The organism is Curtobacterium caseinilyticum, assembly GCF_030363035.1.
GTDB classification, from domain to species: Bacteria; Actinomycetota; Actinomycetes; order Actinomycetales; family Microbacteriaceae; genus Curtobacterium; species Curtobacterium caseinilyticum.
The window spans coordinates 16,262-39,984 of record NZ_JAUCMN010000008.1; the positions used below are offsets into that span (position 1 = coordinate 16,262).

A 23,723-nucleotide genomic window follows, 5' to 3' on the forward strand; every position below is an offset into this window, starting at 1 on the left:
ACCATGCGCATCCACCTCGGAACGGACCACGCCGGCCTCGAGTTCACCAAGACCCTCGCCCAGCACCTGACGGAGGCCGGGCACGAGGTCGTCGACCACGGTCCGACCGAGTACGACGCGCTCGACGACTACCCCTCGTTCTGCATCAACGCCGCGCACGCCGTCGTGCAGGACCAGCGTGCGGGCGTGCAGGCGCTCGGCGTCGTCTTCGGCGGGTCCGGCAACGGCGAGCAGATCGCCGCGAACAAGGTCGAGGGCATCCGCGCCGCGCTGGTGTGGAACGAGTCCACCGCGCTCCTCGCCCGCCAGCACAACGACGCGAACGTCATCTCGATCGGTGCCCGCCAGCACACCGAGGACGAGGCCATGCGCTTCGTCGACCTCTTCATCGCGGAGCCGTTCTCCGGCGAGGAGCGTCACGCCCGCCGCATCGCCCAGCTGGCCGAGTACGAGACGACGGGGCACATCGCCGGTCGGCAGATCGACGAGTAGTCCGGGGAGGCAGGACCGATGCCCGAAGGTCACTCCGTCCACCGGATCGCGAACCAGTTCTCCCGGCACTTCGTCGGGAAGCGTTGCGAGGTGTCGAGCCCGCAGGGGCGCTTCGCCGCCGGCGCCGCCCAGCTCGACGGCAAGCGCATGATCGCGGCGCGGGCCGTCGCGAAGCAGATGTTCCTGGAGTTCGAGGACGACCTGTTCCTCCGCGTCCACCTCGGGCTCTACGGCGCGTGGGACTTCGCGGGCGTGATCTCGTCGGCCGAGGCACTGTCCGAGGACGGTGACGGCGAGGAGTCCCTGTCGTCGATCGGCGCCCCGCGGCTCGCCCGGTACCGGATGGCCGAGCAGGAGAAGGCCGAGGACCCGATCGAGTCCTTCCCGCCGGACCCCGTCGGGCAGGTCCGCGTCCGGATCCTGACCGAGGACACCGTCGCCGACCTCCGCGGTCCGACGGCCTGCGTCGTCGAGGACCCGGCAGGGGTGCAGCGCGCGCTCGACAAGCTCGGGCCGGACCCGATCAACGATGACGGCCCCGAGGCCGAGCAGACCTTCGTCGACAACGTCCGGAAGCGGAACGTCGCGATCGGGCAGCTGCTCATGGACCAGGCCGTCGTCGCGGGCATCGGCAACATCTACCGCGCCGAACTGCTCTTCCGGCAGCGCATCGACCCGTACAAGCCCGGCAAGAAGATCACCGTCAAGCAGGCGCGGGCGCTCTGGCAGGACTGGTCGAAGCTCCTGCACGCGGGCGTCCGCGACGGGCTCATGCTCACGATGGACGACCTGTCCGAGGCCGACCACGCCAAGGCCGTCCGCTCGCGGAAGGACCGGCACTGGGTGTACCACCGCCAGGGCGAGCCGTGCCGGGTGTGCGGGACCGAGATCCGGATGGCCGACATGGCCGGCCGGAAGCTCTACTGGTGCCCGAAGGACCAGAAGTAAGTCGGGGACCAGGAGGAGCCGACCGCCCGTCACACCTCTCGGTGCGTGAACCGCCCGGCGATCGCCGTCGCGAGCACCCGCATCCCGCGGAGCCCCGTCGAGGTCGCCGTCAGCGGGTCGTCCGCGAGCAGCACCAGGTCGGCGACGTCGCCGACCGACGGCGCGACGGCCCGACCGGTCGTCGAGGCACGCCACGCGGCGAGCGCCGAGAGCCGTTCCTCGGGGTGCCACGGCTGGCGGCCGTCGCGGTCCCGCCCGACCGCGGCCGCCATCGACACCCACGGGTCGAGCGGTGCGACGGGAGCGTCCGACCCCAGCCGGAGCTCGGTCCCCGCCCGCAGCAGCGACGCGAAGGGGAACGCGCGCTCGGTCATGCCGTCCCAGTACCGGTCGGCGATGTCCCGGTCGTCCATCGCGTGCTCGGGCTGCACGGACGCGGCGACCCCGAGCCGCGCGAACCGCTCGACGTCGGTGTCGACGAGGAGCTGCGCGTGCTCGATGCTGCCCCGGACACCGACCGTCTCGAAGACGTCGAGGGCGAGGGTGTTCGCCCGGTCGCCGATGGCGTGCACGGCGGGGACGAGTCCGGCGTCGGCGGCACGTCGCACCATCGCGACGAGGTCGTCGAACGCGTACGCCAGCACGCCCTCGCCCGACGTCATCGCGGCCGTCCGCGTGCCGAGGGACCCGTCGGTGATGACCTTGAACGGTCCCGTCCGGACCAGCCCTCGAGTCCCGTCCGCCACGTCGCCGGTGCGCAGACCGCGGGCGATCGCCGCGTCGAGCTCGCCCGGGTAGACGCCCGAGTCGACGCGCAAGCCGTCCGTGCCGCCCTGGACCCGTCGGACCCAGCGGTCGAGGCCGGACACCATCTCGAGGTCGACCACCCGCGTCACGCCGCGCGCTGCGGCTGCGTCGACGGCGTCGGCGACCCAGGTGTCGAGCACGTCGTCCGGCACGCGGGACAGCGCGGCGGTCACGTCGAAGGCGTCCTGCTCGCGCAGGACCCCGTCCTCGTCGGCCGGCAGCGGCCGTCCGACGAGCGCACCGAAGTGCGCGAGGGCGGTCGTGTTGCACCACACCGCGTGCAGGTCCGCGCTGATGACGACGGCCGGGAGGCCCGGTGCGGCCCGGTCGAGCAGCTCGCGTCGCGCAGGGCGGGGCCACATCCCGTCGCGGTAGCCGTGGCCGACGAGGACGCGGTCCGGCGCGTCGGTGCGTGCGACGGCGGCGAGCAGGTCGGCGGTCTCCTCCGCCGAGCCGCACCCGGAGACGTCGACGCGTCGGCGGACGAGGGCCCACTGGTCGAAGTGCACGTGGTGGTCGACGAGGCCCGGACCGAGCCAGGCGCCGCCGGCCTCGACGACGTCGGTGTCGGCCTCCGTGACGTCGAGCGTGCCGGCGGGGGCGACCGCCTCGACACGTCCGCCGACGATGCGGACGTCGCACGGAGCGCCGGAGGTGCCCACCCGCCGGACGGTGCGCAGCAGGACGTCGTTCACCGTGCCTCCCGACCGTCGACACGTGCGGTGTGCGCGCGTTCGACCTCGTCGGCGAGCGCCGGGGAGGCGTAGGGGCCGTCCCCGCGGAGGCCCGCGATGATCCGCTCGACCACCTCGGGTGCCTTGTTCTGGGACAGCTTCGCGCGGGCGTCGAAGCGTGTCACCCGGATGCGGATGCCCACGGTGCCCTTCGCGATCCGACGGGCGGTGTCCTCGTCGACGTCGAGGGAGACCGGCTCGGGCATCGCCCGTTCGAAGTGGTCGACGAGCTCGCCGAGGACGCGGAAGTTCTCGTCGTCGGACAGGACCTCCGGCGTGCCCCACAGGTGCGCGGTCACGTGGTTCCACGTCGGGACGAACTGCTCGGGCGGGTACCAGGCGGGGGAGACGTAGCCGTGCGGCCCCTGGAAGACGACGAGGACCTCGTGCTGCCCGAGCTCGTGCGCGACCTCGTCCGGACGCCCCACGTGCGAGACGAGCACGATCGCGTCCGGGTCGTCCTCGGCGCCGCGCTCCTCGAGCAGCACCGGGTAGTGCGACGCGACGATCCCCGCCGCGGTGTGCGACACGATCGTCGCCCACGGGTGCTCCGAGACCACACGCTTCACCGCGTCAACGTCAGTCATCACGAAGTGGGGTGTGTGCCGCATGCGACGAGCGTGGCACATGCGAGGCTGGTCGGCATGGAGAAGCGCGCCGCGTACGAGTCCGTCCTGCCCTACGTCCGTGAGTGGATCGCCTACAAGGTGTGGCAGCTCCGGCTGCCGGGCGTGCAGGTCGCGATCGGCTTCGAGGACGAGGTGCTGTTCTCCGAGGCCTGGGGCTGGGCGGACGTCGAGGCCGGACGGCGCCTGACGACCACGGACCTGTTCCGGATCGCGTCGCACTCCAAGACCTTCACCGCCACCGCGCTCCTGCAGCTCGCCGACGCCGGGCGGCTCCGGCTCGACGACACCGTCGGTTCGTTCGTGCCCGCCCTGGTCGACGCCGGGTCGCCGATCGCCGACGCCACCGTCCGCGAGCTGATGGAGATGGGCGCCGGGGTCGTCCGCGACGGCGCCGACGGCGACCACTGGGCCCTCGCGCACCCGTTCCCGGACGCCGACGAGCTGGTGGCGCTGGTCGTCGAGGGCGGTGCGAAGGTGCCCGTCGGGTCCGCGTTCAACTACTCGAACCTCGGCTACGGCCTGCTCGGACTCGTGATCGAGGCCGTCACCGGCACGAGCTACGCCGAGCACGTCCGTGCGGCGATCACCGAGCCGCTCGGACTCACGGGCACCGGGCCGGAGTTCGACCCGGCACGCGAGGACGAGTTCGTCGTCGGCTACACCGGCCTGCACACCGCACGCACCCGACAGCGCGTGCCGCACGTGACGACCGGGGCGCTCGCCGCGGCCACCGGCTTCCACGGCACCGCGTCGGACCTCGTGCGCTACTTCTCGGCGCACGTGCCCGGCCGGGGCGCGCTGCTGTCCGACCACGCCAAGCGGCTGGCGCAGCGGAAGGCCTGGAGCGCCCTCGACAGCGACCCGGCCGCCCGCGGCTACGGCGCCGGGTTCGTCGCCGACCGGATCAACGGCCGCGAGGTCCGTGGGCACTCCGGAGGCTTCCCCGGGCAGATCACCCAGTCGGTGTTCGACCCGGCGTCCTCGCTCGTCGTGTCCGTGCTGACGAGCAGTGCGACCGGCCCCGCGACCATGCTCGCGACCGGCATCGTGCACCTGCTCGACGCCGCCGCCGACGAGCACGCGCCGGGTCCGGAGCTGCCCGCGGACGTCGACACCGACCGGTACACCGGCCGCTTCACCACCTTCGAGGGCATCACCGACGTCGCCCGCATCGGGGACCGGCTGCTCGCGATCGACCCGACGCAGCCGGTGCCGACGGAGTCCCCGGTGCGGCTCGAGGTCGTCGACGCGGACACGGTGCGCATGGCGTCGGGCAACCGGTTCGGTTCGGTCGACGAGCTGATGACCTACGCCCGCGACGCCTCCGGCGCGATCGTCTCGGTCCGCGGTGACAGCGGCATGACGCACCGCCCCTGGTCGGTCCCCGAGGAGTCCCCGGAGGTCGCAGCCGCACTCGTGTGAGTCCGCCCTGTCACGGGGGTCGTGGTCAGCGCACCTCGGCGGTGTCGAGCAGGTGCCGGACACCCTTGCCGAGCGCGACCCACACCGGGCCGGTGACCAGGACGACGGCGACGAGGTACGCGGCGGTCCGGAACAGGACCGGGCCGGAGACCCAGAGGAGCGCGGCCGGCGACGCGCCGGTGAACGGGATGCTCGACGACGCAAGCGGCACCACGAGCCAGAGTGCCGCGAGGACAGCCAGAGCCCGGCCGAGGACGGTTCGCGCGATGAGCCCCGCCGCCACCAGGCATGCCTGCGCGACCGAGACGAGCACGATCGAGGACGGACCCGACACCGCCGCGGCGAGCGCCAGCGCGAGGGCGGACACGGCGACCGTGGACCGCACCCGGTCGTCGAGCCGGAGCGCGACGGGGATGCTGACCGCAGCGGCGGCACCCGAGACGGCAGTGCCGATGAGCAACCTCGTGGGGGAGGCGTCCGGCAGGAGGATCACCACCACCTCCGCGAGACCGGTGACGGCCGGGAGCAGGGCCGCTACGAGGGTGGTGACGACCACGAGACGTTCCTGGGTCTTCCTTCGCATGGGGCACACGGTACGGAGCGGACGGCCGCGGGCCATCCCTCTTCTGGACGAGGTGACGGGGGGGTAACCCCACCACGGACCTGGGAGGCGGCAGGATGGGGCGCGGGGTCCCGCTCCGGAAGGCTGGACCCATGACCGACACCGACCGCCTCGACCAGGCCGAGACCGTCCCGCTGGACGACCACGCCGCCGATCGTGCACGCACCGTCCCGCTGGACGACGCCGTGCCGCAGGGAGCCACGAAGCCGATGCCCGAGCAGCCCCGGACACCCGAGGCCGGTCCGGCGAGCGCCCCCGCGGGGTGGGCGGCGACGCCCGCCGCCGGGTCGTCGCCGTTCGCCGAGGCCGCTGCGCCCGGTGCACCCGGTGCGTCCGGTGCGCCCGGCGGTCCGGTCGGGGGCAGCGGCGGGGCCGGGGGTGGCGGGGCCGGGTCCGGGATGACGGCCGGCCGCTTCTACCGCGAGGCGTGGCGCCGCCTGCCGCGCGACGTCGGCTACATGGCGCTGACGACCGTGCTGCTCTGCACGCTCTACGCGGCCTTCCCGGCGGCACTGTTCGGCCGCGGCCTGCGCGACCTCTTCAACCCGTTCGTGCTGCTCATGTTCTTCATCGCACTGTTCGTGGCACGGTGGCTCGGCCAGTTCGAGAAGCTCCGCATCGGCTGGGCCGACCCGCGACCGATCCGGCCCGTCGACTGGACGCCGCGGTGGCAGCAGAACTGGTGGACCCGCACGGGGTCCGCGGTGGCGAACCCGCACTACTGGCTGTACCTGCTGCACGCGTCCGTGGTCTACCCGCTCGCGGCGGTGATCACCGTCGGGGCGGGAGGCGTCCTGGTCATCGGGTTCGCGTGGCCGCTGGTCCTCGGCACCGTGTTCCTGCTGAACGACGTCCGCGCCGGGTACTCCGGGGGCAGCGAGTTCGGCTTCCTGGTCGGGGTCGGGCTGCTCGGCCTGCTGTCGATGGCGGCGTCGGTCGTCCTGCTGCCGCTCTGGGCACGCGCGTCGGTGCTCGCGCACTACTGGATCGACTTCGGGCTGCTCGGCGGGTTCCGTGCGGAGCAGCTCGAGCGCCGCGTCGCCGGACTGCAGGCATCGCGAGCCGGTGCGGTGACCGCCGAGGGGCAGACGCTCCGCCAGATCGAGCGCGACCTGCACGACGGTCCCCAGCAGCGACTCGTCCGGCTGCGGATGGACCTGGCAGCCGCCGAGCGTGCGTTCGACCGCGATCCGGACCGGGCGAAGCAGCTCATCGCCGAGGCCACCGAGCACGCACAGGACGCCCTCGACGAGCTGCGCGCCCTGTCGCGGGGGTTCGCGCCGCCGATCCTGCTCGACCGCGGCCTGGTCGCCGCGCTCGAGGCCCTGGTCGCGCGCACGCCGATCCCCGTCGGCCTCGACGTCCGTCTTCCCGAGGGACTCGAGCTCGCGACCGAGATCCAGCGCAACGTGTACTTCACCGTGAGCGAGCTCCTGACGAACACCATGAAGCACGCGGGTGCCTCGGCCGCCGGGGTCTACCTCGGGCTGATGGTCGACGCCTCCGGGCTCTGGTACCTGACGGTCAGCGTCACCGACGACGGCCGGGGCGGTGCCCGCCCGCAGCAGGGCCACGGGCTCGAGGGGCTGAGCGGCCGGATGCGGGCGCTCGACGGCGAACTGGTGGTGAACAGTCCCGAGGGCGGTCCGACCGAGGCCACCGCACGGATCCCGCTCGGCGCCCTGAACGGCGTCCCAACCGGACGGTCGTGACGCCTCGGGGAGCGCGACCGCTCCCACTAGGCTGGTCGGCATGAGCGACGGCCCGGGTGCAGCACGCATCCGGGCCGTCGTCGTCGACGACGCCGTGCTCCTGCGCGAGGGTCTCGCCCGCGTCCTCGACGAGGCCGGCATCGAGGTCGTCGGGCAGTACGCCGACGCGGACGCCTTCCTCGCCACGCTGCCGCAGGACGCACCGGACGTCGTCGTGATGGACGTGCGGATGCCGCCGACCTTCACCGACGAGGGCGTCCGTGCCGCCGTCGAGACCCGTCGGGTCGCACCCCGCACCGGGGTCCTGCTGCTCTCGCAGTACGTCGAGGCCACCTACGCCGAGGACGTCCTCGCGGCCGGCGCGACGGGCATCGGCTACCTGCTCAAGGACCGCGTGACCCGGCTCGAGGAGATCGACGACGCCGTCCGCCGCATCGCCGCCGGCGGCACGGTGCTCGACCCCGAGGTCGTGACGCAGCTCATGGGCCGTCGCCGGGACCCGCTGGCGGCCCTGACGCCGCGGGAGCGTGACGTGCTCGGGCTCATGGCCGAGGGACGCACGAACGCGGCGATCGCCCGCGCGCTCGTGATCGGCACCGGTGCGGTCGAGAAGCACGTCTCGAGCATCTTCGGCAAGCTCGCCCTCGAGGACACCGGTGAGGACCACCGCCGGGTGCTCGCCGTGCTCGCGTACCTCGGCTGACCCGACGCATGGCGACCGCACCGTGACCCGGGTCCCCGCGCCGCTGTTGGCGCTCGCCGCGATGGTCTCCGTGCAGGTCGGTGCCGCGGTCGCGAAGACCCGCTTCGACGAGGTCGGCTCGGTCGGCGCCGCGACGCTCCGGCTCGTGATCGGCGCGGTCGTGCTCGTGCTCGTGGTGCGCCCGCGCGTGCGGCACTGGACGCGCTCCCAGTGGACCGCGGCGGTGCTCCTCGGACTGGCGCTGGGCGGCATGAACGTGTTCATCTACGTGGCGTTCGCGACCATCCCGATCGGCGTCGCCGTGACGATCGAGTTCCTCGGCCCCCTCGCGCTCTCGCTCGTGCACACCCGACGGTGGCGGGACGTCACCTGGGCGCTGCTCGCGCTCGCCGGGGTGGTGCTCCTCGGCGTCGGTCCGGCAGCGGTCACCGCGGTCGGGGGCGTGGTCGCCGCGGTCGCCGCGGCCGTGTGCTGGGCCGGGTACATCGTGATGAACCGACGGGTGGGCGCCGCGATCCCCGGGGTGGACGGCCTGGCGGTGTCGATGGTCGTCGCGATGCTCGTGTCGCTGCCGACCGGGCTGCGGCCCGCGGTCGAGGGCGTCGCCGGAGACCCGTCGCTGTTGCTCGTGTTCGGTGCCGTCGCGGTGCTGTCGAGCGTGCTGCCCTACGCGCTCGAGATGCTCGCGCTGCGGCGGATGCCGACGCGGGTGTTCGGCGTGCTGCAGAGCATGGGTCCGGGCATCGCGGCGCTCGCCGGCCTCGTGGTCCTGCACGAGGGACTCGCCGCGCAGGAGGTCGTCGCCCTCGCGTGCGTGAGCGTCGCGAGCGTCGGGGTCACCCTGTCGGCGCGACGTGCGCGCGGTCGGGCAGGCGCGGGCGGAGCCGGGGGCGCGGAAGCCGTTCCCTGAACCGGGGACGGTGGCCGCGCCCCCCCCCCCGGAGAAGACCGCCTACTCGACGCGGAGGAAGTCCGCGTACGTGGGTTCTGCCTGCACACCCGACAGCAGCGCCGGATCGTTGATCCGCCGCTCGACGTAGGCCGCGATGACCTCCGGCGGGGTGAGCACGTGCGCGACCCAGGACGGCACCTCGTGCTTCTTCATGGTGCCTCCTTCCGTTCGGCCGTCGTGACGAACTACACGATCAGTGAGTATCTCGACGCACCGGTGTGTCCCAAACGATCCTCGCGATGCCGGTGGAAGTCAACGCGGTGCGTTCGCCGGATGCCGATCGGCGCGGTCGGTCCGCAGAGCGCGGTGCTTCACGGCGGACCGCCAGACCCAGGCGTCCGCCTGCTGCCCGAACTGTGCCCACTCCACGAGCACGGCATCACGCGTCCAGCTCTTCGCGAAGCCCTTGACGCGGATGTGGAACGTGGGGAACTGGACCCAGGCCCAGACCGGGGCGGGCGTGACGGCGTGGCAGACGTCCGGTCCGCGGGCCTCCTCCGACAGGGAGTAGGCGCGCGGGCGTTCGACCTCCGGGTGCTCCGGGGGCTGCCACCGGTTCTCGCGACGCCGTCCCACACGGGTATTCGAACGTGTGTTCGAACCGCCGTCAAGTCCAGCGCGCGGTCACCGCGGGGAGCGGCCCGACGACGGGCGTGTCGGTGCCCGCCCGGTCGAGTCCCGCACGCTCAGTGTCAGGGACGGCCCGGGTCGGGACGGCAGGGTCGTCCCGCTGTCGATCTGCTCGCGCAGGAGCACCGCCGCACGCTGGCCGAGTTCGACGGTGTCGCGTGTCAGGGACGTGATCGCCGGGCGGACCAGTCGGATCATCGCCGAGTCGTCGAACGAGACGATGGACACCGCGCCGGGCACGGCGACGCCCATCTCGCTCGCCACCCCGAGCCCCGCGACGGCGAGCACGTCGTTGTCGTAGACGATGGCGGTCGGACGGTCGGGCCCGGACAGCAGTGTGCGGGTGGCGCGGGCCCCCTCGTCCGCGGAGTAGTCCGTCGGCACAGACACGGTCCGCTCGAGGCCCGCTGCCGCTGCGAACGTCCGGAGGCGCTCGACGCGCATCGCCGTGTGCTCGAACTCGGGGCGGCCCGAGACGTGCGCGATGTGCCGGTGCCCGAGTGCGTGCAGGTACCGGAGCACCGTGTCGGTCGCGTCCGAGTCGTCGATCCAGACGCTGGGGGCCGTGCCCTCCAGGGTGGGGTGCGACCCGACGACCACGGCGGGCATCCCCAGCTCGGCGAGCAGCGTGAGCCGGTCGTCGTCGCGGCGCGGGTCGATGACGATCACGCCGTCCACGCGGTGCCCGCGCCACCAGTCGCGGTAGGTCGTGAGCTCCTCGTCGGCATCGCGCGCGACGAGGAGGTTCATGCCGACGTGCGAGCCGGCGAGCCCGAGCTGGATGCCCGAGATGAGGTCGCCGAAGAACGACTCGGTACCGAGCGTGCGCGCCGGGCGGTTCAGCACGAAGCCGATCGACCCGGCCCGGGCGCCGCCGAGCGCACGTGCGGCGGTGTGCGGCTGCCAGTCGAGCTCGCGGGCGATCTCCTGCACGCGGCGCCGGGTCTCGGCCGACACCCCCGGCCGGTCGTTCAGCGCGAACGACACCGCGCTGATGGACACGCCGGCGCGGGCGGCGATGTCGGCGATCGTCGTCCGACGCTTCGAGGGCACGGGGTTGACTATAGCGCTTTAGTCCCGCACAGTGGCAAGCACATTGCGGATCAGCACACGACAGCTGAACCGCTTGAGCAGGATGACGAAGGAGTCACAACGCCATGAGGACCACACCGAGAGCGACGAGGGGCCGCGCTGCAGCGCTGCTCGCGACCGCAGCCGCCACCGCACTCGTCCTGACCGGCTGCTCGGGCGGCAGCAGCGGCGGCGCCAGCGGCGGGGGCAGCGGCAAGGTCGAGGGCACCATCACCCTGCAGACCTGGGCGCTCACGCCGACCTACACGGACTACCTGCAGGGCGTCATCGACGGCTTCGAGAAGGAGCACCCGGATGCGAAGGTCAAGCTGCAGGACCAGCCGGGCGACGGCTACGCCGACAAGGTGCTCAGCCAGGCCTCGTCGAACTCCCTGCCCGACGTGATCAACCTGCCGCCGGACATCGCCCTGCCGCTCGCGAAGCGCGGGTTCCTGCAGGACGTCTCGAAGGACGACAGCAAGCTCTCTGACACCTACGTCGCCGGCGCGCTGGACTCGTACGAGTACAAGGGCCTCGACGGCACCTACGGCTACCCGTGGTACCTCAACACCGACGTCGACTACTGGAACAGCGACATGTTCGCGAAGTGCGGACTCGACGCGAACGACCCGCCGAAGACCACCGACGAGCTGTTCACGCAGGCGAAGACCATGCACGAGAACTGCCCGGACGACTACCTGATGAGCCGGAAGCCCGGCCTCGGCGACTTCACGCTCGCCGGTGTCAAGGTGGTGAACGGCGACGGGACGAAGTTCACCTTCGCGGACTCGTCGAAGGCCGCCGACCTGATCGACCGCTACAAGACGGCGTACCAGGACGGCTACATGCCGTCGAACGTGCTGAACAGCGACTACCTCGGCAACTCGACGCTCTTCACCCAGGGCAAGGTCGCCTGGACCACCGGCGGTGCGACGAGCCTGGCGGACTTCGAGAAGAACAACCCCTCGCTCAAGGGGAAGGTCACGGTGAGCCCGGCGCTGGACACCCCGCCGCTCTACGTGCAGGGTCTGTCGGTCTCCAGCAAGTCGAAGCACCTCGCCACGGCCGAGGCGTTCGCGCGCTACATGACGAACGCGACGAACCAGGAGGCGTTCGCCCACCAGGTGAACATCTTCCCGTCCACCATCTCGTCGCAGTCCGACCCGTACTTCTCGAAGGACGACGGCACCGTGAACGGCAAGGCCCGCGTCCTGGCCAACGAGGCCCTCAAGGAGGCGAAGGTCCTCAACCCGGTCGAGGCGAACTCCGCGATGACGGACTTCCTCGACCAGCAGATCGCCCTCGCGATGAAGGGCCAGGTCTCCCCGGAGAAGGCCCTGCAGACCGCGCAGGACAAGATGAACAGCCTGCTGGCCAACGGCTGATGCGCGCCAACCGCTGGTTCACGCCCTGGCTCCTCGTCCTGCCGGCGCTCGTCTGGCTCGTCGGGTTCAGCCTCTGGCCGTCGATCAACACCGTCCGGTTGTCGTTCACGAACGCCAGCCCGCTCGGGGGCGTGAGCCAGTGGGTGGGCGTCCGGAACTTCCAGACCCTGCTCGCCGACCCGCAGGTGTGGGAGGCGCTGCTCAACAGCGTCATCTACATGGCGGTGTGCCTGCCGCTGCTGACCGTCGGCCCGCTCCTCATCGCCGTGCTCGTGCAGCAGAAGCTGCCCGGCATCGCGTTCTTCCGGACCGCGTTCTACACGCCGGTGATCGCCAGCGCGGTGGTCGTCGGGCTCATCTGGACGTGGATCCTCGACGACCGCGGCGTCGTCAACGAGATGGCGCAGGCGCTCGGCGTCGTGCAGGGCGCCGTCCCGTTCCTGACCGACCGGTGGCTGCTGCTCTTCAGCGCGATCAGCCTGACGGTCTGGAAGGGCCTCGGCTACTACATGATCATCTTCCTGGCGGCGCTCGGGAACGTGGGCAAGGACCTGCACGAGGCCGCGGCGCTCGACGGCGCCGGAGCCGTGCGCCGGTTCTGGTCCGTCACGATGCCCGGTGTCCGCGGCACCATGACGCTCGTCGGCATCCTCGTGTGCGTCAGCGCGCTCCGGGTGTTCAGCGAGCTCTACATCCTCACGAACGGCACGGGCGGCCCCGGCGGGCAGGACAACTCGCTCGTCATGCTCATCCAGCAGTACGCCCGCGGCTTCACCGGGAACCTCGGCTACGCATCCGCGCTCAGCCTGCTGCTCTTCGTGGTGACGCTCGTGCCGATGCTCGCCCTCGCGCGCATGAACAGCAAGGCGGACAAGTGACCAACACGACCAGCACCACCGAACCGGTCATCGGGGGCGCCGCCGGCGCCGCTGCACCCGCACCGGACGTGACCGGCGCGACGGACGGACGCCGCGCCTCCCGGCCGAACGGGCGAGGCGGGCGCGACGGACGAGGCGGAACCCGCCGGCGCCGCCAGGTCTGGGGCGTCATGTCCACCCGCGAGAAGGTCGTCCGCTACGTCCTCCTGATCGTGGTCCTCTTCATCACGATCGGCCCGTTCCTCTGGCAGCTCTCCACCTCGCTCAAGGGCGCGGGCGAGGACATCTACACCGCGAACCCGTCCTTCATCCCGAGCGAACCGACCATCGAGAACTACCTCAAGGTCGCCGCAGCGATCCCGGTCTGGCGGTACATCGGCAACTCGCTGCTCGTCGCCGCGATCGACGTGTTCGGCAACATCGTGTTCGCGACGCTCGCCGGCTTCGCGCTCGCCCGCCTGCAGTGGCGCTACCGCAAGGTCGTGCTCGGCCTGTTCCTGGCGACCCTCGTGCTGCCGGGCGAGGCGACGATCATCAGCCAGTTCGTCACCGTCAAGGACCTCGGCCTCGCCGACAACCTGGTCGGCGTCGCGCTGCCCGGCATGATCGCCGCGCTCAACGTCCTCCTGATGTTCAACGCCTTCCGGCAGATCCCCGAGGAGATCGACCAGGCGGCCGTGATGGACGGCGCGAACGCGATGCAGCGCCTCCGGTACATCTCGCTGCCCGCGGTGCAGGGGACCATCGCCGTGATCGCGATCTTCTCGTTCATCGGTGCCTGGGACGACTTCCTGTGGCCGCTCATCGTGCTGCAGTCGCCGGAGAACCTGACGCTCACCGTCGGTCTGCAGTACCTGCAGGGCACGTTCGCGACCGACCAGCGCATGATCGCTGCGGGCACGATGATCGCGTTCATCCCGATCGCCGTGATCTTCGCCGTCCTGCAGCGCTTCTTCTTCAAGGGCGTCGAAGAGGGCGGGGTGAAGGGCTGATGCGCTTCGGTGTCAACCACACCCCGTCGGTCGGGTGGTTCCACTCGTGGCTCGACTTCTCGGCATCGGACACCGCGCGCGACATGGAGCAGATCGCGTCGATCGGTGCCGACCACGTGCGGATCTTCCCGCTGTGGCCGGTCGTGCAGCCGAACCGGACGCTCATCCGGCAGGCGGCGCTCGACGACGTCGCGACCGTCGTCGACATCGCCGGGTCGTTCGGGCTCGACGTCAACGTCGACGCGCTGCAGGGGCACCTGTCGAGCTTCGACTTCGTGCCGTCGTGGCTCGACAGCTGGCACCGGCGGAACATGTTCACCGACCCGGACGTGGTCGCGTCGACCGCCGCGTACGTCGAGGCGCTCGCCGCGGCGGTCGCCGACAAGCCGAACCTGCTCGGCATCTCGGTCGGCAACGAGGTCAACCAGTTCGCGCACGCCCCGCACCCCGCCCCGCACGACATCACCGCGGAGCAGGGGCACGCGTGGGCGGCGGCGATGGTCGCCGCGGCGCGACGCGGGCTGTCCGGCGGGTCGTCCGTCGGGGCAGCGACCGGCCGGGAGGCACGGCACGGGTCCACGCCGTCGCGCACCGCCGCCACCGGGTCACCCACCGCCCCGCTGGTCACCGTCGCGCAGTACGACGCGGCCTGGTACGACGACGCCCAGCCCTTCGGGCCGGAGCACGCGGCGGACCACGGTGACGCGACCGTCACGCACTCGTGGGTGTTCAACGGGTCGGCGGCGCTCCACGGCGCGCTCGGGGCCGGGTCGGTGCGGCACGGCGAGTACCTGCTCCAGCTCGCCGCCGCCTGGAACCGGGAACCCGGGCGGCCGAACTGGCTGCAGGAGGTCGGCGCCCCGACGAACGTCGTCGACCCGGCCGACGCTGCCGCGTTCACCGAGCGGACGATCCGGCACGTGGCCGGCACCCAGGACGTGCTCGGCGTCACCTGGTGGTGCTCGCACGACGTGTCACGGTCGCTCGCCGACTTCCCCGAGCTCGAGTACGACCTCGGGCTGTTCACGAACGACGGTCGGCTCAAGCCCGTCGGCGAGGCCTTCGCCGCCGCCGCTGCCGCCGCTCGCGCGAGCACGACCGCGCGGGCCGCGCCGCCGTCGACCGCGATCGTCCTCGACGACGTCCTGGCCGACGGATCGCCCCGGTACGGCACCCGCGCCGACTGCGCACCGGGCGGGCGGTTCGCCGCCGCCTGGCTGTCCCTCGCCGAGGCCGCGGCGGACGGCCGGGGCCCGCAGGTGCTGCTCCGCTCGCGGATAGACGACGCGGTCCTGCGGACGGCGCGCGGGATCACGACGATCGTGGACGTGCCGGCCGACCTGGACGGCACCACCCTGACCGTGGCACACCCGGCGACCATGCCCTGACCCGTCCGCCCCGGCACCACGCCCGACCCACTCGCTCACGACCCTGCCGCCGGCACCGACGCCGGCCCCCGATCCGTGAAGGACCCCATGCACGACGACATCCCCCTCACCACCGGACGCGCCCGACGGGTCCTCGACGAGCGCATCCTGCCGGCCGTCCACGCGACGGCGACCCCGCTCGAGACCGCCTGGCACGAGCTGCCGGGCGAGCCGATCGCCCCCGCGGACGGGCTCGCGCTCGAGTTCTCGCCGTACGAGGTCGGCACCCCGTGGGGAGCAGCGTGGGGCACGACCTGGTTCCGGCTCACCGGGACGGTCCCCGCCGAGTACGCCGGGCAGCGGGTGGAAGCCGTGATCGACCTCGGCTTCGACAAGAACATGCCCGGGTTCCAGTGCGAGGGGCTCGTGTACCTGGCCGACGGCACCCCGGTGAAGTCGATCAACCCGCGCAACCAGTGGGTGCTCGTCACCGAGCGCGCCGAGGGCGGCGAGACCGTCGAGCTGTTCGTCGAGGCGGCGTCGAACCCCGTCCTGCTCGACTACCACCCCTTCCTGCCGACGCAGGAGGGGGACGTGCAGACCTCGTCGGCGAAGCGCCTCTACACGAGCCGCCGGATGGACCTCGCGGTGTTCGCGTCCGACGTGCACGAGCTCGCGCTCGACCTCGAGGTCCTGCTCGAACTGCAGGCCGAACTGCCCCAGGGCCCGCGCCGGATGCGGATCCTGCAGGCGCTCGACGACGCCCTCGACCGGCTCGACCTCCAGCACATCGCGGAGACCGCCGCAGACGCCCGGGCCGCGCTCGCCGACGTGCTCGCCGCCCCCGCCGACGCCTCCGCGCACACGATCTCGGCGATCGGCCACGCGCACATCGACTCCGCCTGGCTGTGGCCCGTGCGCGAGACGATCCGCAAGGTCGCCCGCACCACCTCGACGATGACCGAGCTCATCGACCAGACCGACGACTTCCTCTACGGCATGTCGAGCGCCCAGCAGTACGCCTGGATCAAGGAGCACCGGCCCGAGGTGTACGCCCGCGTGCAGGCAGCCGTCGCGGCCGGGCGGTTCCTGCCCCTCGGCGGCATGTGGGTCGAGTCCGACACCGTGATGCCGACGGGCGAGAGCATCGTGCGGCAGTTCTCGCAGGGCCAGCGGTTCTTCGAGCGGGAGTTCGGCATCCGACCGAAGGGCGTCTGGCTGCCGGACAGCTTCGGGTACTCGCCGGCGCTGCCGCAGCTCATGCGTCGCGCGGGCTTCGCGTGGTTCTTCACCCAGAAGATCTCGTGGAACCAGGTGAACAAGTTCCCGCACCACACGTTCCTGTGGGAGGGCATCGACGGATCGCGGGTGTTCTCGCACTTCCCGTCGATGGACACCTACAACTCCCGGCTCAGCGGGGAAGAGGTGGCGAAGGCCTCGCGGCAGTTCCGCGAGAACCGCCTCGCCACGGGCTCGATCGCGCCGGTCGGCTGGGGCGACGGTGGTGGTGGCACGACCCGTGAGATGACCGGCACCGCGCAGCGCCTGGCCGACCTCGAGGGCAGCGCGAAGGTCCGGTGGGAGCACCCCGACGCGTTCTTCGACCGGGCGAGGTCGGAGCTGGCGGACCCGCCCGTCTGGGTCGGCGAGCTCTACCTCGAACTGCACCGGGCGACGCTGACGAGTCAGCACCAGACCAAGCAGGGCAACCGTCGGTGCGAGCAGCTGCTCGTCGAGGCCGAGCTCTGGGCAGCGACCGCCGCCGCGCGGACCGGTTTCGCGTACCCGTACGACGAGCTCGACGCCCTCTGGCAGCAGGTCCTGCTGCAGCAGTTCCACGACATCCTGCCCGGCACCTCCATCGCCTGGGTGCACCGCGAAGCGGTGGCGCAGTACGCCGGGACGGCCGCCGCGCTGACCGCGATCATCGAGCGGACGCTGTCGGCACTGACGGGTGCGGGCGACGCGACGGTCGTCGTCAACCCGGCCCCGTTCCTCCAGGCCGGTGCACCCGCGCAGGGCGCGGTCGCGGCGACCGACGTGTCGGGCGCGACCCCGGTCTCGCTGACGGAGCAGGACGGCGGGTACGTGCTCATGAACGAGCTCGTCCGGGTCGTCGTCACCGCCGAGGGGCTCGTCACGAGCGCCGTCGACCTGACCACCGGTCGCGATGCGATCGCCGCGGGGCAGGCCGCGAACCTGCTGCAGCTGCACCAGGACTTCCCGAACATGTGGGACGCGTGGGACGTCGACCGGTACTACCGGAACCGGGTCGAGGACCTGGTCGCCGTCGACTCGATGGAGGCGTCGGTGGACGCCGAAGGCGTTGCTCGCATCGTCGTGTCGCGCTCGTTCGGGGTCTCGACCGTCGAGCAGCAGATCGTGCTCGCGCCCGGCTCCCGGACCCTCGAGTTCGACCAGACGACCGACTGGCACGAGACCGAGAAGTTCCTCAAGGTGGCGTTCCCGCTCGACGTCCGCGCCGAGCACACCGTCGCCGAGACGCAGTTCGGCGCGCAGAAGCGGGTGACGCACACGAACACCTCGTGGGAGGCCGCGAAGTTCGAGACCTCGATGCACCGCTACGTGCTCGTCGAGGAGCCGGGGTTCGGCGTCGCCCTCGTGAACGACTCGATCCACGGCTTCGACACCACGCGCGACGCCGTCGACGGCCACGTCACGACGACCGTCCGTCTGTCGCTGCTGCGCGCCCCACGGTTCCCGGACCCGGAGACCGACCAGGGCGTGCAGACCCACCGGTACGGCATCGTGATCGGGACGGACCAGCTCGGGGCCACCGCGGCCGGTGTCGTCATGAACGCCGGAGCACGGACCGTGGCCGGCGCGCACGGGTTCGACCCGCTCGTGCAGGTGTCCGGCGACGTCGTGCTGTCGAGCGTGAAGCTCGCCGACGACCGCTCGGGCGACCTGGTCGTCCGCGTGTACGAGCCGGCGGGACGGCGGGGGACCGGTGGGATCGCGATCGACGGGCCGTTCGCCGAGCCGGTCGAGGTGACGCTGCTCGAGGAGGCCGACGAGACGCTGCCCGGTGTCGCCGGGGTCACCGGCGGTGTCGCGGCCTTCCCGGTCGACGCGTACGAGGTGCGGACCTTCCGCTTCCCGCACGCCTGAGACCCCGCCGCCGGGGCTCCGGGTGCCCCGGCGGCGGTCCCCGGCCGACGCCTGTCGACCGGTCCATCGCTCGACGAGGAGTGACATGAAGCAGTCCGTGAAGATCGGGATCGTGGCGGCGCTCGCCGCGATGCTCGCAGCACCGATGGTGCCCGCCGCAGCGTCGGCGGCACCGTCACCCACCGGCCTCGCACACGGGGTCGGCGCGCACCACGGCGTCGGCCACGGGAAGCAGCCCAACGCCGTCCCCACCAAGTCCGGCCCGACGAGCATCGCCTACGTCGAGGTCAACAACGACCAGCTCGCCAACGTCGGCCGCTACCAGCTCGCGAACGGTGCGAACGCCTTCGACGTGGCGATCATCTTCGCCGCGAACATCAACTGGGACGGCTCGAAGGCGGTCCTGTACAACAACGAGAACGTGCAGCGCACCCTCGACGACGCCGCCACGCAGATCCGCCCGCTGCAGGCGAAGGGCATCAGGGTGTCGCTGTCGATCCTCGGCAACCACCAGGGTGCGGGCATCGCGAACTTCCCGACGCAGCAGGCGGCTGCGGACTTCGCGGCGCAGGTCTCCGCGACCGTCGCGAAGTACGGGCTCGACGGGGTCGACCTCGACGACGAGTACTCCGACTACGGGGTGAACGGCACCCCGCAGCCGAACCAGCAGTCGATCGGCTGGCTCGTCAGCGCCCTGCGCGCCGACATGCCCGGCAAGACCATCTCGTTCTACGACATCGGTCCGGCGTCGGACGCCCTGTCGTCGTCGAGCAGCACGATCGGCTCGCAGCTCGACTACGCCTGGAACCCGTACTACGGCACGTACTCGGCACCGTCGATCCCGGGCCTCGGCAAGGAGCGGCTGTCCGCAGCGGCGGTCGACATCCAGAACACCCCGCAGTCGACCGCGGTCTCGCTCGCGAAGCGGTCGCAGGCCGACGGGTACGGCGTCTTCATGACGTACAACCTGCCGGACGGCGACGTCTCGCCGTACGTGTCGTCCCTGACGAACGTGCTCTACGGGCAGGCCGCGTCGTACCACTGACGCGCGTCCCGTGCGGCGGCTCGCGCCCCGCGTCTCCTGGCTCCGGCCAGGAGGCGCGGGGCGCGTCCGTTTCGTCGTGTCGGTAGTGAGGGGGACCCGCGTGTACCCCGTTCGCGGGCTGTCGTGTCCGTGGAACGCGGAGTGGAATGGACGGTGCAGGACACCCCTGTGCGCTTCACCCGAAGGAGCCGCATGACCGTCACGCTCTCCCGGTCCGGACCGGTGCCCGTCGGGACCGCGCCCGCCGCCGCGACGCTGCGCCCGCTGCCGACCCGCACGGCGCGCTGGCTGCTGCGTGCCGCCCTCGCATCGCCGTACGTCGTCCTCGCGCTGATCGCCGGGCAGGCCACGCCGACGACGCTCCTCGGGCTGACGGGCAACCAGGTGACGCTCGAACGGGCGACGACCGCGCTCGACGCCGGCGTCGTGCAGGCCATCGGTCAGCTCTACCCGCTCCTGTCCGGGGTGCTGCTCCGCTTCATGCCCTTCGGTGCGCAGGGCGCCGCTGTGCTCGGCGGGCTCGTCGCCGGCGTGCTGCTGCAGCTCCTCGCGCAGGACATGCTCCGCCGCGGCCTGCGCATGCGCGAGGTCGTCGCCTTCACCATCGCCCTCGGCGCGAACCCGCTGTACGCGTTCGTCGCCCTGAACGACCTGCAGGCGTTCCTCGGGATCGCGCTCTTCGCCCTGGCGGTGGTCGACATGGTGCGGTTCTTCGCGTGGGGTGACACCCAGGCGGGCTTCCGAGCCGGCCTCGCGCTCATGCTCTCCACGCTCGTCGACCCGATGGGGTTCGTCTACGTCGGCATCGCCGCGCTCGCGGCGCCGGTCCTCGACCTCGCACGCCACGAGCAGCGCGGCATCCGGCAGGCGAACGTCCTGGTCCTCGTGTTCCCCAGCGTCGCGGTCGCGGTCTCCATCGCCGCACTCGACTGGATGGTGCTGCACGACCCGCTCGCCGCGATCCGTGGGACCGTCGACGTGTCCGAGCAGCGCCTGGCCGGCCTGCAACACCTGTTCGCCACGGCCGACGGCCTGCTCCTCGTCGCGATGGTCGTCGCCGGAGCGACGCTGGCGCTGCTCGTCGGACGTCCGGGGGCGATCGCGCTCGTCGTCGCGCTCTTCGGCGGGGTCATCGGCGGCTACGCGATCGGACTCGTCCCGGTCGCAGCGGCCGGCAACGTCTTCGTCACCATGCTCAGCGTCGCGATCGCGATCCTGCCGCCCGTGCGGGGCCGGGTGACGAGCACCCTCGTCGTCGTGCTCGCCGTCCTGCAGGTGCCGCTCGCCTGGGCCGCGGCGTTCCAGCGCCAGGTCGTCGTCGAGTGGATGCACGCCCTCGTCGCGGTGGTGCTCCGATGACCACCGTCGAACCGCTGCCCGTGGACGTCACCTCCGACCGTGCGGGGGTCGGCACGGCCGACGCGCTCGTCCTCCGGCAGGGTCGACACCGCGGTGAGGAGTCGGACTGGCGCCCGCCGCACCGGTGCTCGGTGCAGCGGCACGTCGACGAGGGCTGGGTCGCCTCCGCCCGGCTCCGCGAGGGCGTGCTCGTGCTCACGAGCGGCCGCTCCGACCCGGAGGTCCTGCGGGCGGCACTCACCGAGGAGTTCGGCGAGCCCGTCGTGCTGCGCACCGCGTCCGAGGCCGACGTGCGGCAGCGCATCGCCTACGAGCTCGAGGAGGAGGTCGCCGACCTCGCCGCCCACGGCCTCGCGCGGACGAACCCGGCGCTGTCCGCGAAGACCGTCCTGTCGCGCGGACAGCAGATCGGCGGCGCGGTCGCCCTGCTCGTCGTCGCGGTGTGCCTCGTCCTCGCTCCGGGCAGCACCGTCGCCGTCGCGACCGCCGTGCTCTCGCTGGGGTTCCTCGCCGGCATCCTCTTCAAGTTCTGGGTCTCGATGGTCGGCGCGCGCTTCGACCTCGTCGAACAGGTCTCCGTCGAGGACGTCGCCGCCCTCGATGACGAGGTCCTGCCGACCTACACCGTGCTCGTCCCGGTGTTCCGCGAGGCGAACATCGTGCACGACCTCGTCCGCAACCTCGAGGTCCTCGACTGGCCGAAGGACCGGCTCGAGGTCCTCGTGCTCGTCGAGGCCGAGGACCACGAGACCCGACAAGCCGTGCTCGACGCCGAACCGCCGGCGTGGATGCGCATCGTCATCGTGCCGCCGGGGTCGCCGCAGACGAAGCCGCGAGCCTGCAACGTCGGTCTGGCCATCGCGCAGGGGGAGTACGTCGTCATCTACGACGCCGAGGACCGCCCCGACCCGGACCAGCTGAAGAAGGTCTTCCTGACGTTCGACCGAGCCGGCGACGACACCGTCTGCGTGCAGGCCGCCCTGAGCTACTTCAACGCCGACGAGAACGCGCTCACCCGCATGTTCACGCTCGAGTACTCGTACTGGTTCGACTACATGCTCGCCGGCCTCGACGCCCGCCAGCTGCCGATCCCGCTCGGCGGCACCTCGAACCACTTCCGCACCGACCTGCTCCGCGAGCTCGGCGGCTGGGACCCGTACAACGTCACCGAGGACGCCGACCTCGGCATCCGCGCGTCCGCCGTCGGGTACCGCGTCGCCGTCGTGAACTCCACGACGATGGAGGAGGCGAACACCTCGATCCCCAACTTCGTCCGGCAGCGGTCCCGCTGGATCAAGGGCTACATGCAGACCGCCCTCGTGCACGCTCGGCGTCCCCGGGCGCTCGTCGCCGAGATCGGCCTCCGGCGCGCCGCCGCCTTCGCCCTGCTCATCGCCGGCACCCCGCTGACGTTCCTCGGCATGCTGCCCGGCATCGTCGTCACGATCGCGACCCTGGTGCTGCCGGCGGACTGGACGGCGCCGATGTTCCCCGCCCCGGTCCTCTGGCTCTGCGTGCTCGACTTCCTGCTCGGCAACGCGACGATGATCTACCTGACGATGATGGGGCCGTACAAACGGGCACGGTTCGACCTGATGGGGTGGGCGCTCCTCAACCCGCTCTACTGGGTCCTGCACTCCGTCGCCGCGTACAAGGGTCTCTGGCAGCTCGTCACCCGCCCGCACTACTGGGAGAAGACGGAGCACGGCCTGACGAAGACGACCGCCTGAGCCGTACGATCCCCGCGTGGACATCGAGTTCGACGGCGACGTCATCGAGTGGCGGGGGCCCGCGCCGTTCGTCTTCGCGGTCGTCCCGCCCGAGGTGGTCGACCTCGTGCACGAACTGGCGTCCGAGCTGACCTACGGGTGGGGCGTCGTGCCGGCCGGCGTGACGATCGGCAGTGTCCGTTGGACCACCTCGTTGTTCCCGAGGGACGGCGGCTACCTCGTGCCCCTGCGGACCGCGGAGCGGCGACGAGCGGCGGTCGAGGTCGGCGACACGGTCCACCTGACCCTGACGTTCGCCGCTCCCTGACCACGCGAGCTCCTCGCACGGGTAGCGGTGACCGACTCCACGCGCTCAGCGACACGTCTCGCGCGCCACCGCCCGAGAGGTGTCGCCCAGCGCGTGAGATCGAAGCCGACGCGGGCGAGGCGACCGCTCGGAACGCTGCGACGAGGTGGTGCCACCGCCCTGCAGCTCCGGGTCGATCGACCGACGACCGCGCGGAGCGCTGACGAGAACGGAGGGGATGACGGGAATCGAACCCGCGTGGCCAGTTTGGAAGACTGGGGCTCTACCATTGAGCTACATCCCCGCGCTGCGACACCAAGTCCGCAGCGCCACCATCGTAGCGGACGAACGACCTCCCCTCATGCCATCGAACGTGCTGCCCCAGCCGGACGGCTCCGACACACGCCGCATCAAGCGTTCGCGGGTGCTCTCGTTCGTGTTGCTGGCCGTCGCCGCCGTGGTCTTCTCACTCCGTCCGGAGGCCTTCGGCGACCCGCAGACCCAGCCGTGGCACGCCCTGCTGCACGTCTGGCGCATCGTCCTCGGTGTCGCGCTCATGGTCGCCGCGCTCGGGGTGCAGGTGGTCGTCGGCGTGCGGTGGCGGCAGGGGCTCCGACGCGACGCGGAGGCGGAAGCATCCACACACGGCACGCCGCCCGGGAACCGCGCACCGGGGGACCGCTAGACTCGTCGCGGTCGTGCGTGCCCTCGGGCGTGCGCGACCACCCTGGCCCAGTCACGGGGCGTAGCTCAGCTTGGTAGAGCGCCCGCTTTGGGAGCGGGAGGTCGCAGGTTCGAATCCTGTCGCCCCGACCAGGTCCACACGA

22 protein-coding genes and 2 tRNA genes are annotated in these 23,723 nt (G+C 71.8%); 17 read left to right on the forward strand and 7 right to left on the reverse strand.

Annotated elements, in window-relative coordinates:
• Positions 1-3: 3 nt before the first annotated feature.
• The gene (locus QUG93_RS11900; protein WP_289474130.1) at positions 4-492 is read left to right on the forward strand and encodes a ribose-5-phosphate isomerase; all 489 of its coding nucleotides are present in this window, start codon (positions 4-6) and stop codon (positions 490-492) included.
• An 18-nt stretch (positions 493-510) separates the two neighbouring features.
• Complete coding sequence (locus tag QUG93_RS11905; RefSeq protein ID WP_289474132.1) at positions 511-1,440, forward strand: Fpg/Nei family DNA glycosylase; 930 nt, start codon at positions 511-513, stop codon at positions 1,438-1,440.
• Between the two features lie 29 nt (positions 1,441-1,469).
• Here the strand turns inward: QUG93_RS11905 and QUG93_RS11910 are convergent, their stop codons facing one another.
• Together QUG93_RS11910 and QUG93_RS11915 are read right to left on the reverse strand one after the other, a co-directional pair.
• Positions 1,470-2,942 carry an amidohydrolase gene (locus QUG93_RS11910; RefSeq protein WP_289474134.1) on the reverse strand — a complete coding sequence of 491 codons (1,473 nt, stop codon included), beginning with the start codon at positions 2,940-2,942 and terminating at the stop codon, positions 1,470-1,472.
• Positions 2,939-3,592 (reverse strand): FMN-binding negative transcriptional regulator, encoded by a 654-nt coding sequence (locus tag QUG93_RS11915; protein ID WP_289474136.1) that lies wholly within the window; start codon positions 3,590-3,592, stop codon positions 2,939-2,941. The genes QUG93_RS11910 and QUG93_RS11915 overlap by 4 nt, the downstream gene beginning before the upstream one ends.
• A 33-nt stretch (positions 3,593-3,625) precedes the next feature.
• On the opposite strand from QUG93_RS11915, the gene QUG93_RS11920 reads away from it, so the two are divergent.
• Positions 3,626-5,032, forward strand: a complete 1,407-nt coding sequence (locus QUG93_RS11920) for a serine hydrolase domain-containing protein (protein ID WP_289474138.1) — start codon at positions 3,626-3,628, stop codon at positions 5,030-5,032.
• A gap of 25 nt (positions 5,033-5,057) precedes the next feature.
• Here the strand turns inward: QUG93_RS11920 and QUG93_RS11925 are convergent, their stop codons facing one another.
• Complete coding sequence (locus tag QUG93_RS11925) at positions 5,058-5,615, reverse strand: hypothetical protein (RefSeq protein ID WP_289474140.1); 558 nt, start codon at positions 5,613-5,615, stop codon at positions 5,058-5,060.
• 131 nt (positions 5,616-5,746) lie between these two features.
• Here QUG93_RS11925 and QUG93_RS11930 point away from each other — a divergent pair, with 131 nt between their 5' ends.
• From QUG93_RS11930 to QUG93_RS11940, 3 genes are read left to right on the forward strand one after another with little or no spacing between them, the layout of a single operon-like run.
• Positions 5,747-7,366, forward strand: coding sequence for a sensor histidine kinase (locus QUG93_RS11930; protein ID WP_289474142.1), 1,620 nt, complete (start codon positions 5,747-5,749; stop codon positions 7,364-7,366).
• Positions 7,367-7,406: 40 nt separating this feature from the next.
• On the forward strand, positions 7,407-8,069 hold the full coding sequence (locus QUG93_RS11935; protein ID WP_289474144.1) for a response regulator transcription factor: 663 nt from the start codon (positions 7,407-7,409) through the stop codon (positions 8,067-8,069).
• 22 nt (positions 8,070-8,091) lie between these two features.
• The gene (locus QUG93_RS11940; RefSeq protein ID WP_289474146.1) at positions 8,092-8,979 is read left to right on the forward strand and encodes an EamA family transporter; all 888 of its coding nucleotides are present in this window, start codon (positions 8,092-8,094) and stop codon (positions 8,977-8,979) included.
• 42 nt (positions 8,980-9,021) lie between these two features.
• On the opposite strand, the gene QUG93_RS11945 is transcribed toward QUG93_RS11940, so the two are convergent.
• The 3 genes from QUG93_RS11945 to QUG93_RS11955 form a co-directional block, all read right to left on the reverse strand.
• Complete coding sequence (locus QUG93_RS11945) at positions 9,022-9,174, reverse strand: hypothetical protein (protein ID WP_289474147.1); 153 nt, start codon at positions 9,172-9,174, stop codon at positions 9,022-9,024.
• 99 nt (positions 9,175-9,273) lie between these two features.
• Positions 9,274-9,597: a hypothetical protein gene (locus QUG93_RS11950; RefSeq protein WP_289474149.1), complete on the reverse strand. Its 324-nt coding sequence runs from the start codon at positions 9,595-9,597 to the stop codon at positions 9,274-9,276.
• A gap of 48 nt (positions 9,598-9,645) precedes the next feature.
• Entirely contained in the window at positions 9,646-10,704 is a 1,059-nt protein-coding gene (locus QUG93_RS11955; RefSeq protein ID WP_289474151.1) for a LacI family DNA-binding transcriptional regulator, read from the reverse strand.
• A gap of 104 nt (positions 10,705-10,808) precedes the next feature.
• On the opposite strand from QUG93_RS11955, the gene QUG93_RS11960 reads away from it, so the two are divergent.
• The 9 genes from QUG93_RS11960 (at position 10,809) to QUG93_RS12000 (ending at position 22,917) form a co-directional block, all read left to right on the forward strand.
• Entirely contained in the window at positions 10,809-12,107 is a 1,299-nt protein-coding gene (locus tag QUG93_RS11960; RefSeq protein ID WP_289474153.1) for an ABC transporter substrate-binding protein, read from the forward strand.
• A complete protein-coding gene (locus tag QUG93_RS11965) occupies positions 12,107-12,985 on the forward strand; it encodes a carbohydrate ABC transporter permease (RefSeq protein WP_289474155.1) in 879 nt (292 codons plus the stop codon). Before QUG93_RS11960 ends, QUG93_RS11965 begins: the two co-directional genes overlap by 1 nt.
• Positions 12,982-13,977, forward strand: coding sequence for a carbohydrate ABC transporter permease (locus tag QUG93_RS11970; RefSeq protein ID WP_289474157.1), 996 nt, complete (start codon positions 12,982-12,984; stop codon positions 13,975-13,977). The genes QUG93_RS11965 and QUG93_RS11970 overlap by 4 nt, the downstream gene beginning before the upstream one ends.
• Complete coding sequence (locus QUG93_RS11975; RefSeq protein WP_289474159.1) at positions 13,977-15,365, forward strand: glycoside hydrolase 5 family protein; 1,389 nt, start codon at positions 13,977-13,979, stop codon at positions 15,363-15,365. Before QUG93_RS11970 ends, QUG93_RS11975 begins: the two co-directional genes overlap by 1 nt.
• 87 nt (positions 15,366-15,452) lie before the next feature.
• The gene (locus QUG93_RS11980) at positions 15,453-18,476 is read left to right on the forward strand and encodes an alpha-mannosidase (RefSeq protein ID WP_289474160.1); all 3,024 of its coding nucleotides are present in this window, start codon (positions 15,453-15,455) and stop codon (positions 18,474-18,476) included.
• Positions 18,477-18,561: 85 nt separating this feature from the next.
• A complete protein-coding gene (locus tag QUG93_RS11985) occupies positions 18,562-19,521 on the forward strand; it encodes an endo-beta-N-acetylglucosaminidase H (protein ID WP_289474162.1) in 960 nt (319 codons plus the stop codon).
• Positions 19,522-19,713: 192 nt separating this feature from the next.
• Positions 19,714-20,880 (forward strand): hypothetical protein, encoded by a 1,167-nt coding sequence (locus QUG93_RS11990; RefSeq protein ID WP_289474164.1) that lies wholly within the window; start codon positions 19,714-19,716, stop codon positions 20,878-20,880.
• Positions 20,877-22,610, forward strand: coding sequence for a glycosyltransferase (locus QUG93_RS11995; RefSeq protein ID WP_289474166.1), 1,734 nt, complete (start codon positions 20,877-20,879; stop codon positions 22,608-22,610). Before QUG93_RS11990 ends, QUG93_RS11995 begins: the two co-directional genes overlap by 4 nt.
• A 16-nt stretch (positions 22,611-22,626) precedes the next feature.
• Complete coding sequence (locus QUG93_RS12000) at positions 22,627-22,917, forward strand: DUF1905 domain-containing protein (protein ID WP_289474168.1); 291 nt, start codon at positions 22,627-22,629, stop codon at positions 22,915-22,917.
• A gap of 212 nt (positions 22,918-23,129) precedes the next feature.
• Here QUG93_RS12000 and QUG93_RS12005 read toward each other — a convergent pair.
• Positions 23,130-23,200 (reverse strand) — tRNA-Gly (locus QUG93_RS12005).
• Positions 23,201-23,257: 57 nt separating this feature from the next.
• Between QUG93_RS12005 and QUG93_RS12010 the strand changes: the two genes are divergently transcribed.
• Together QUG93_RS12010 and QUG93_RS12015 are read left to right on the forward strand one after the other, a co-directional pair.
• A complete protein-coding gene (locus QUG93_RS12010) occupies positions 23,258-23,581 on the forward strand; it encodes a hypothetical protein (RefSeq protein WP_289474170.1) in 324 nt (107 codons plus the stop codon).
• 54 nt (positions 23,582-23,635) lie between these two features.
• Positions 23,636-23,712: transfer RNA gene (locus QUG93_RS12015), tRNA-Pro, on the forward strand.
• Positions 23,713-23,723: the final 11 nt, after the last annotated feature.

What these genes read in the sequence shown, in the direction of transcription:
- QUG93_RS11900 (WP_289474130.1), top strand. Translation starts at nt 4, where the DNA reads ATGCGCATCCACCTCGGAACGGACCACGCCGGCCTCGAGTTCACCAAG.
- QUG93_RS11905 (WP_289474132.1), top strand. Translation starts at nt 511, where the DNA reads ATGCCCGAAGGTCACTCCGTCCACCGGATCGCGAACCAGTTCTCCCGG.
- QUG93_RS11915 (WP_289474136.1), bottom strand. Translation starts at nt 3,592, where the DNA reads ATGCGGCACACACCCCACTTCGTGATGACTGACGTTGACGCGGTGAAG.
- QUG93_RS11920 (WP_289474138.1), top strand. Translation starts at nt 3,626, where the DNA reads ATGGAGAAGCGCGCCGCGTACGAGTCCGTCCTGCCCTACGTCCGTGAG.
- QUG93_RS11925 (WP_289474140.1), bottom strand. Translation starts at nt 5,615, where the DNA reads ATGCGAAGGAAGACCCAGGAACGTCTCGTGGTCGTCACCACCCTCGTA.
- QUG93_RS11930 (WP_289474142.1), top strand. Translation starts at nt 5,747, where the DNA reads ATGACCGACACCGACCGCCTCGACCAGGCCGAGACCGTCCCGCTGGAC.
- QUG93_RS11935 (WP_289474144.1), top strand. Translation starts at nt 7,407, where the DNA reads ATGAGCGACGGCCCGGGTGCAGCACGCATCCGGGCCGTCGTCGTCGAC.
- QUG93_RS11945 (WP_289474147.1), bottom strand. Translation starts at nt 9,174, where the DNA reads ATGAAGAAGCACGAGGTGCCGTCCTGGGTCGCGCACGTGCTCACCCCG.
- QUG93_RS11960 (WP_289474153.1), top strand. Translation starts at nt 10,809, where the DNA reads ATGAGGACCACACCGAGAGCGACGAGGGGCCGCGCTGCAGCGCTGCTC.
- QUG93_RS11965 (WP_289474155.1), top strand. Translation starts at nt 12,107, where the DNA reads ATGCGCGCCAACCGCTGGTTCACGCCCTGGCTCCTCGTCCTGCCGGCG.
- QUG93_RS11975 (WP_289474159.1), top strand. Translation starts at nt 13,977, where the DNA reads ATGCGCTTCGGTGTCAACCACACCCCGTCGGTCGGGTGGTTCCACTCG.
- QUG93_RS11980 (WP_289474160.1), top strand. Translation starts at nt 15,453, where the DNA reads ATGCACGACGACATCCCCCTCACCACCGGACGCGCCCGACGGGTCCTC.
- QUG93_RS11985 (WP_289474162.1), top strand. Translation starts at nt 18,562, where the DNA reads ATGAAGCAGTCCGTGAAGATCGGGATCGTGGCGGCGCTCGCCGCGATG.
- QUG93_RS11990 (WP_289474164.1), top strand. Translation starts at nt 19,714, where the DNA reads ATGACCGTCACGCTCTCCCGGTCCGGACCGGTGCCCGTCGGGACCGCG.
- QUG93_RS11995 (WP_289474166.1), top strand. Translation starts at nt 20,877, where the DNA reads ATGACCACCGTCGAACCGCTGCCCGTGGACGTCACCTCCGACCGTGCG.
- QUG93_RS12010 (WP_289474170.1), top strand. Translation starts at nt 23,258, where the DNA reads ATGCCATCGAACGTGCTGCCCCAGCCGGACGGCTCCGACACACGCCGC.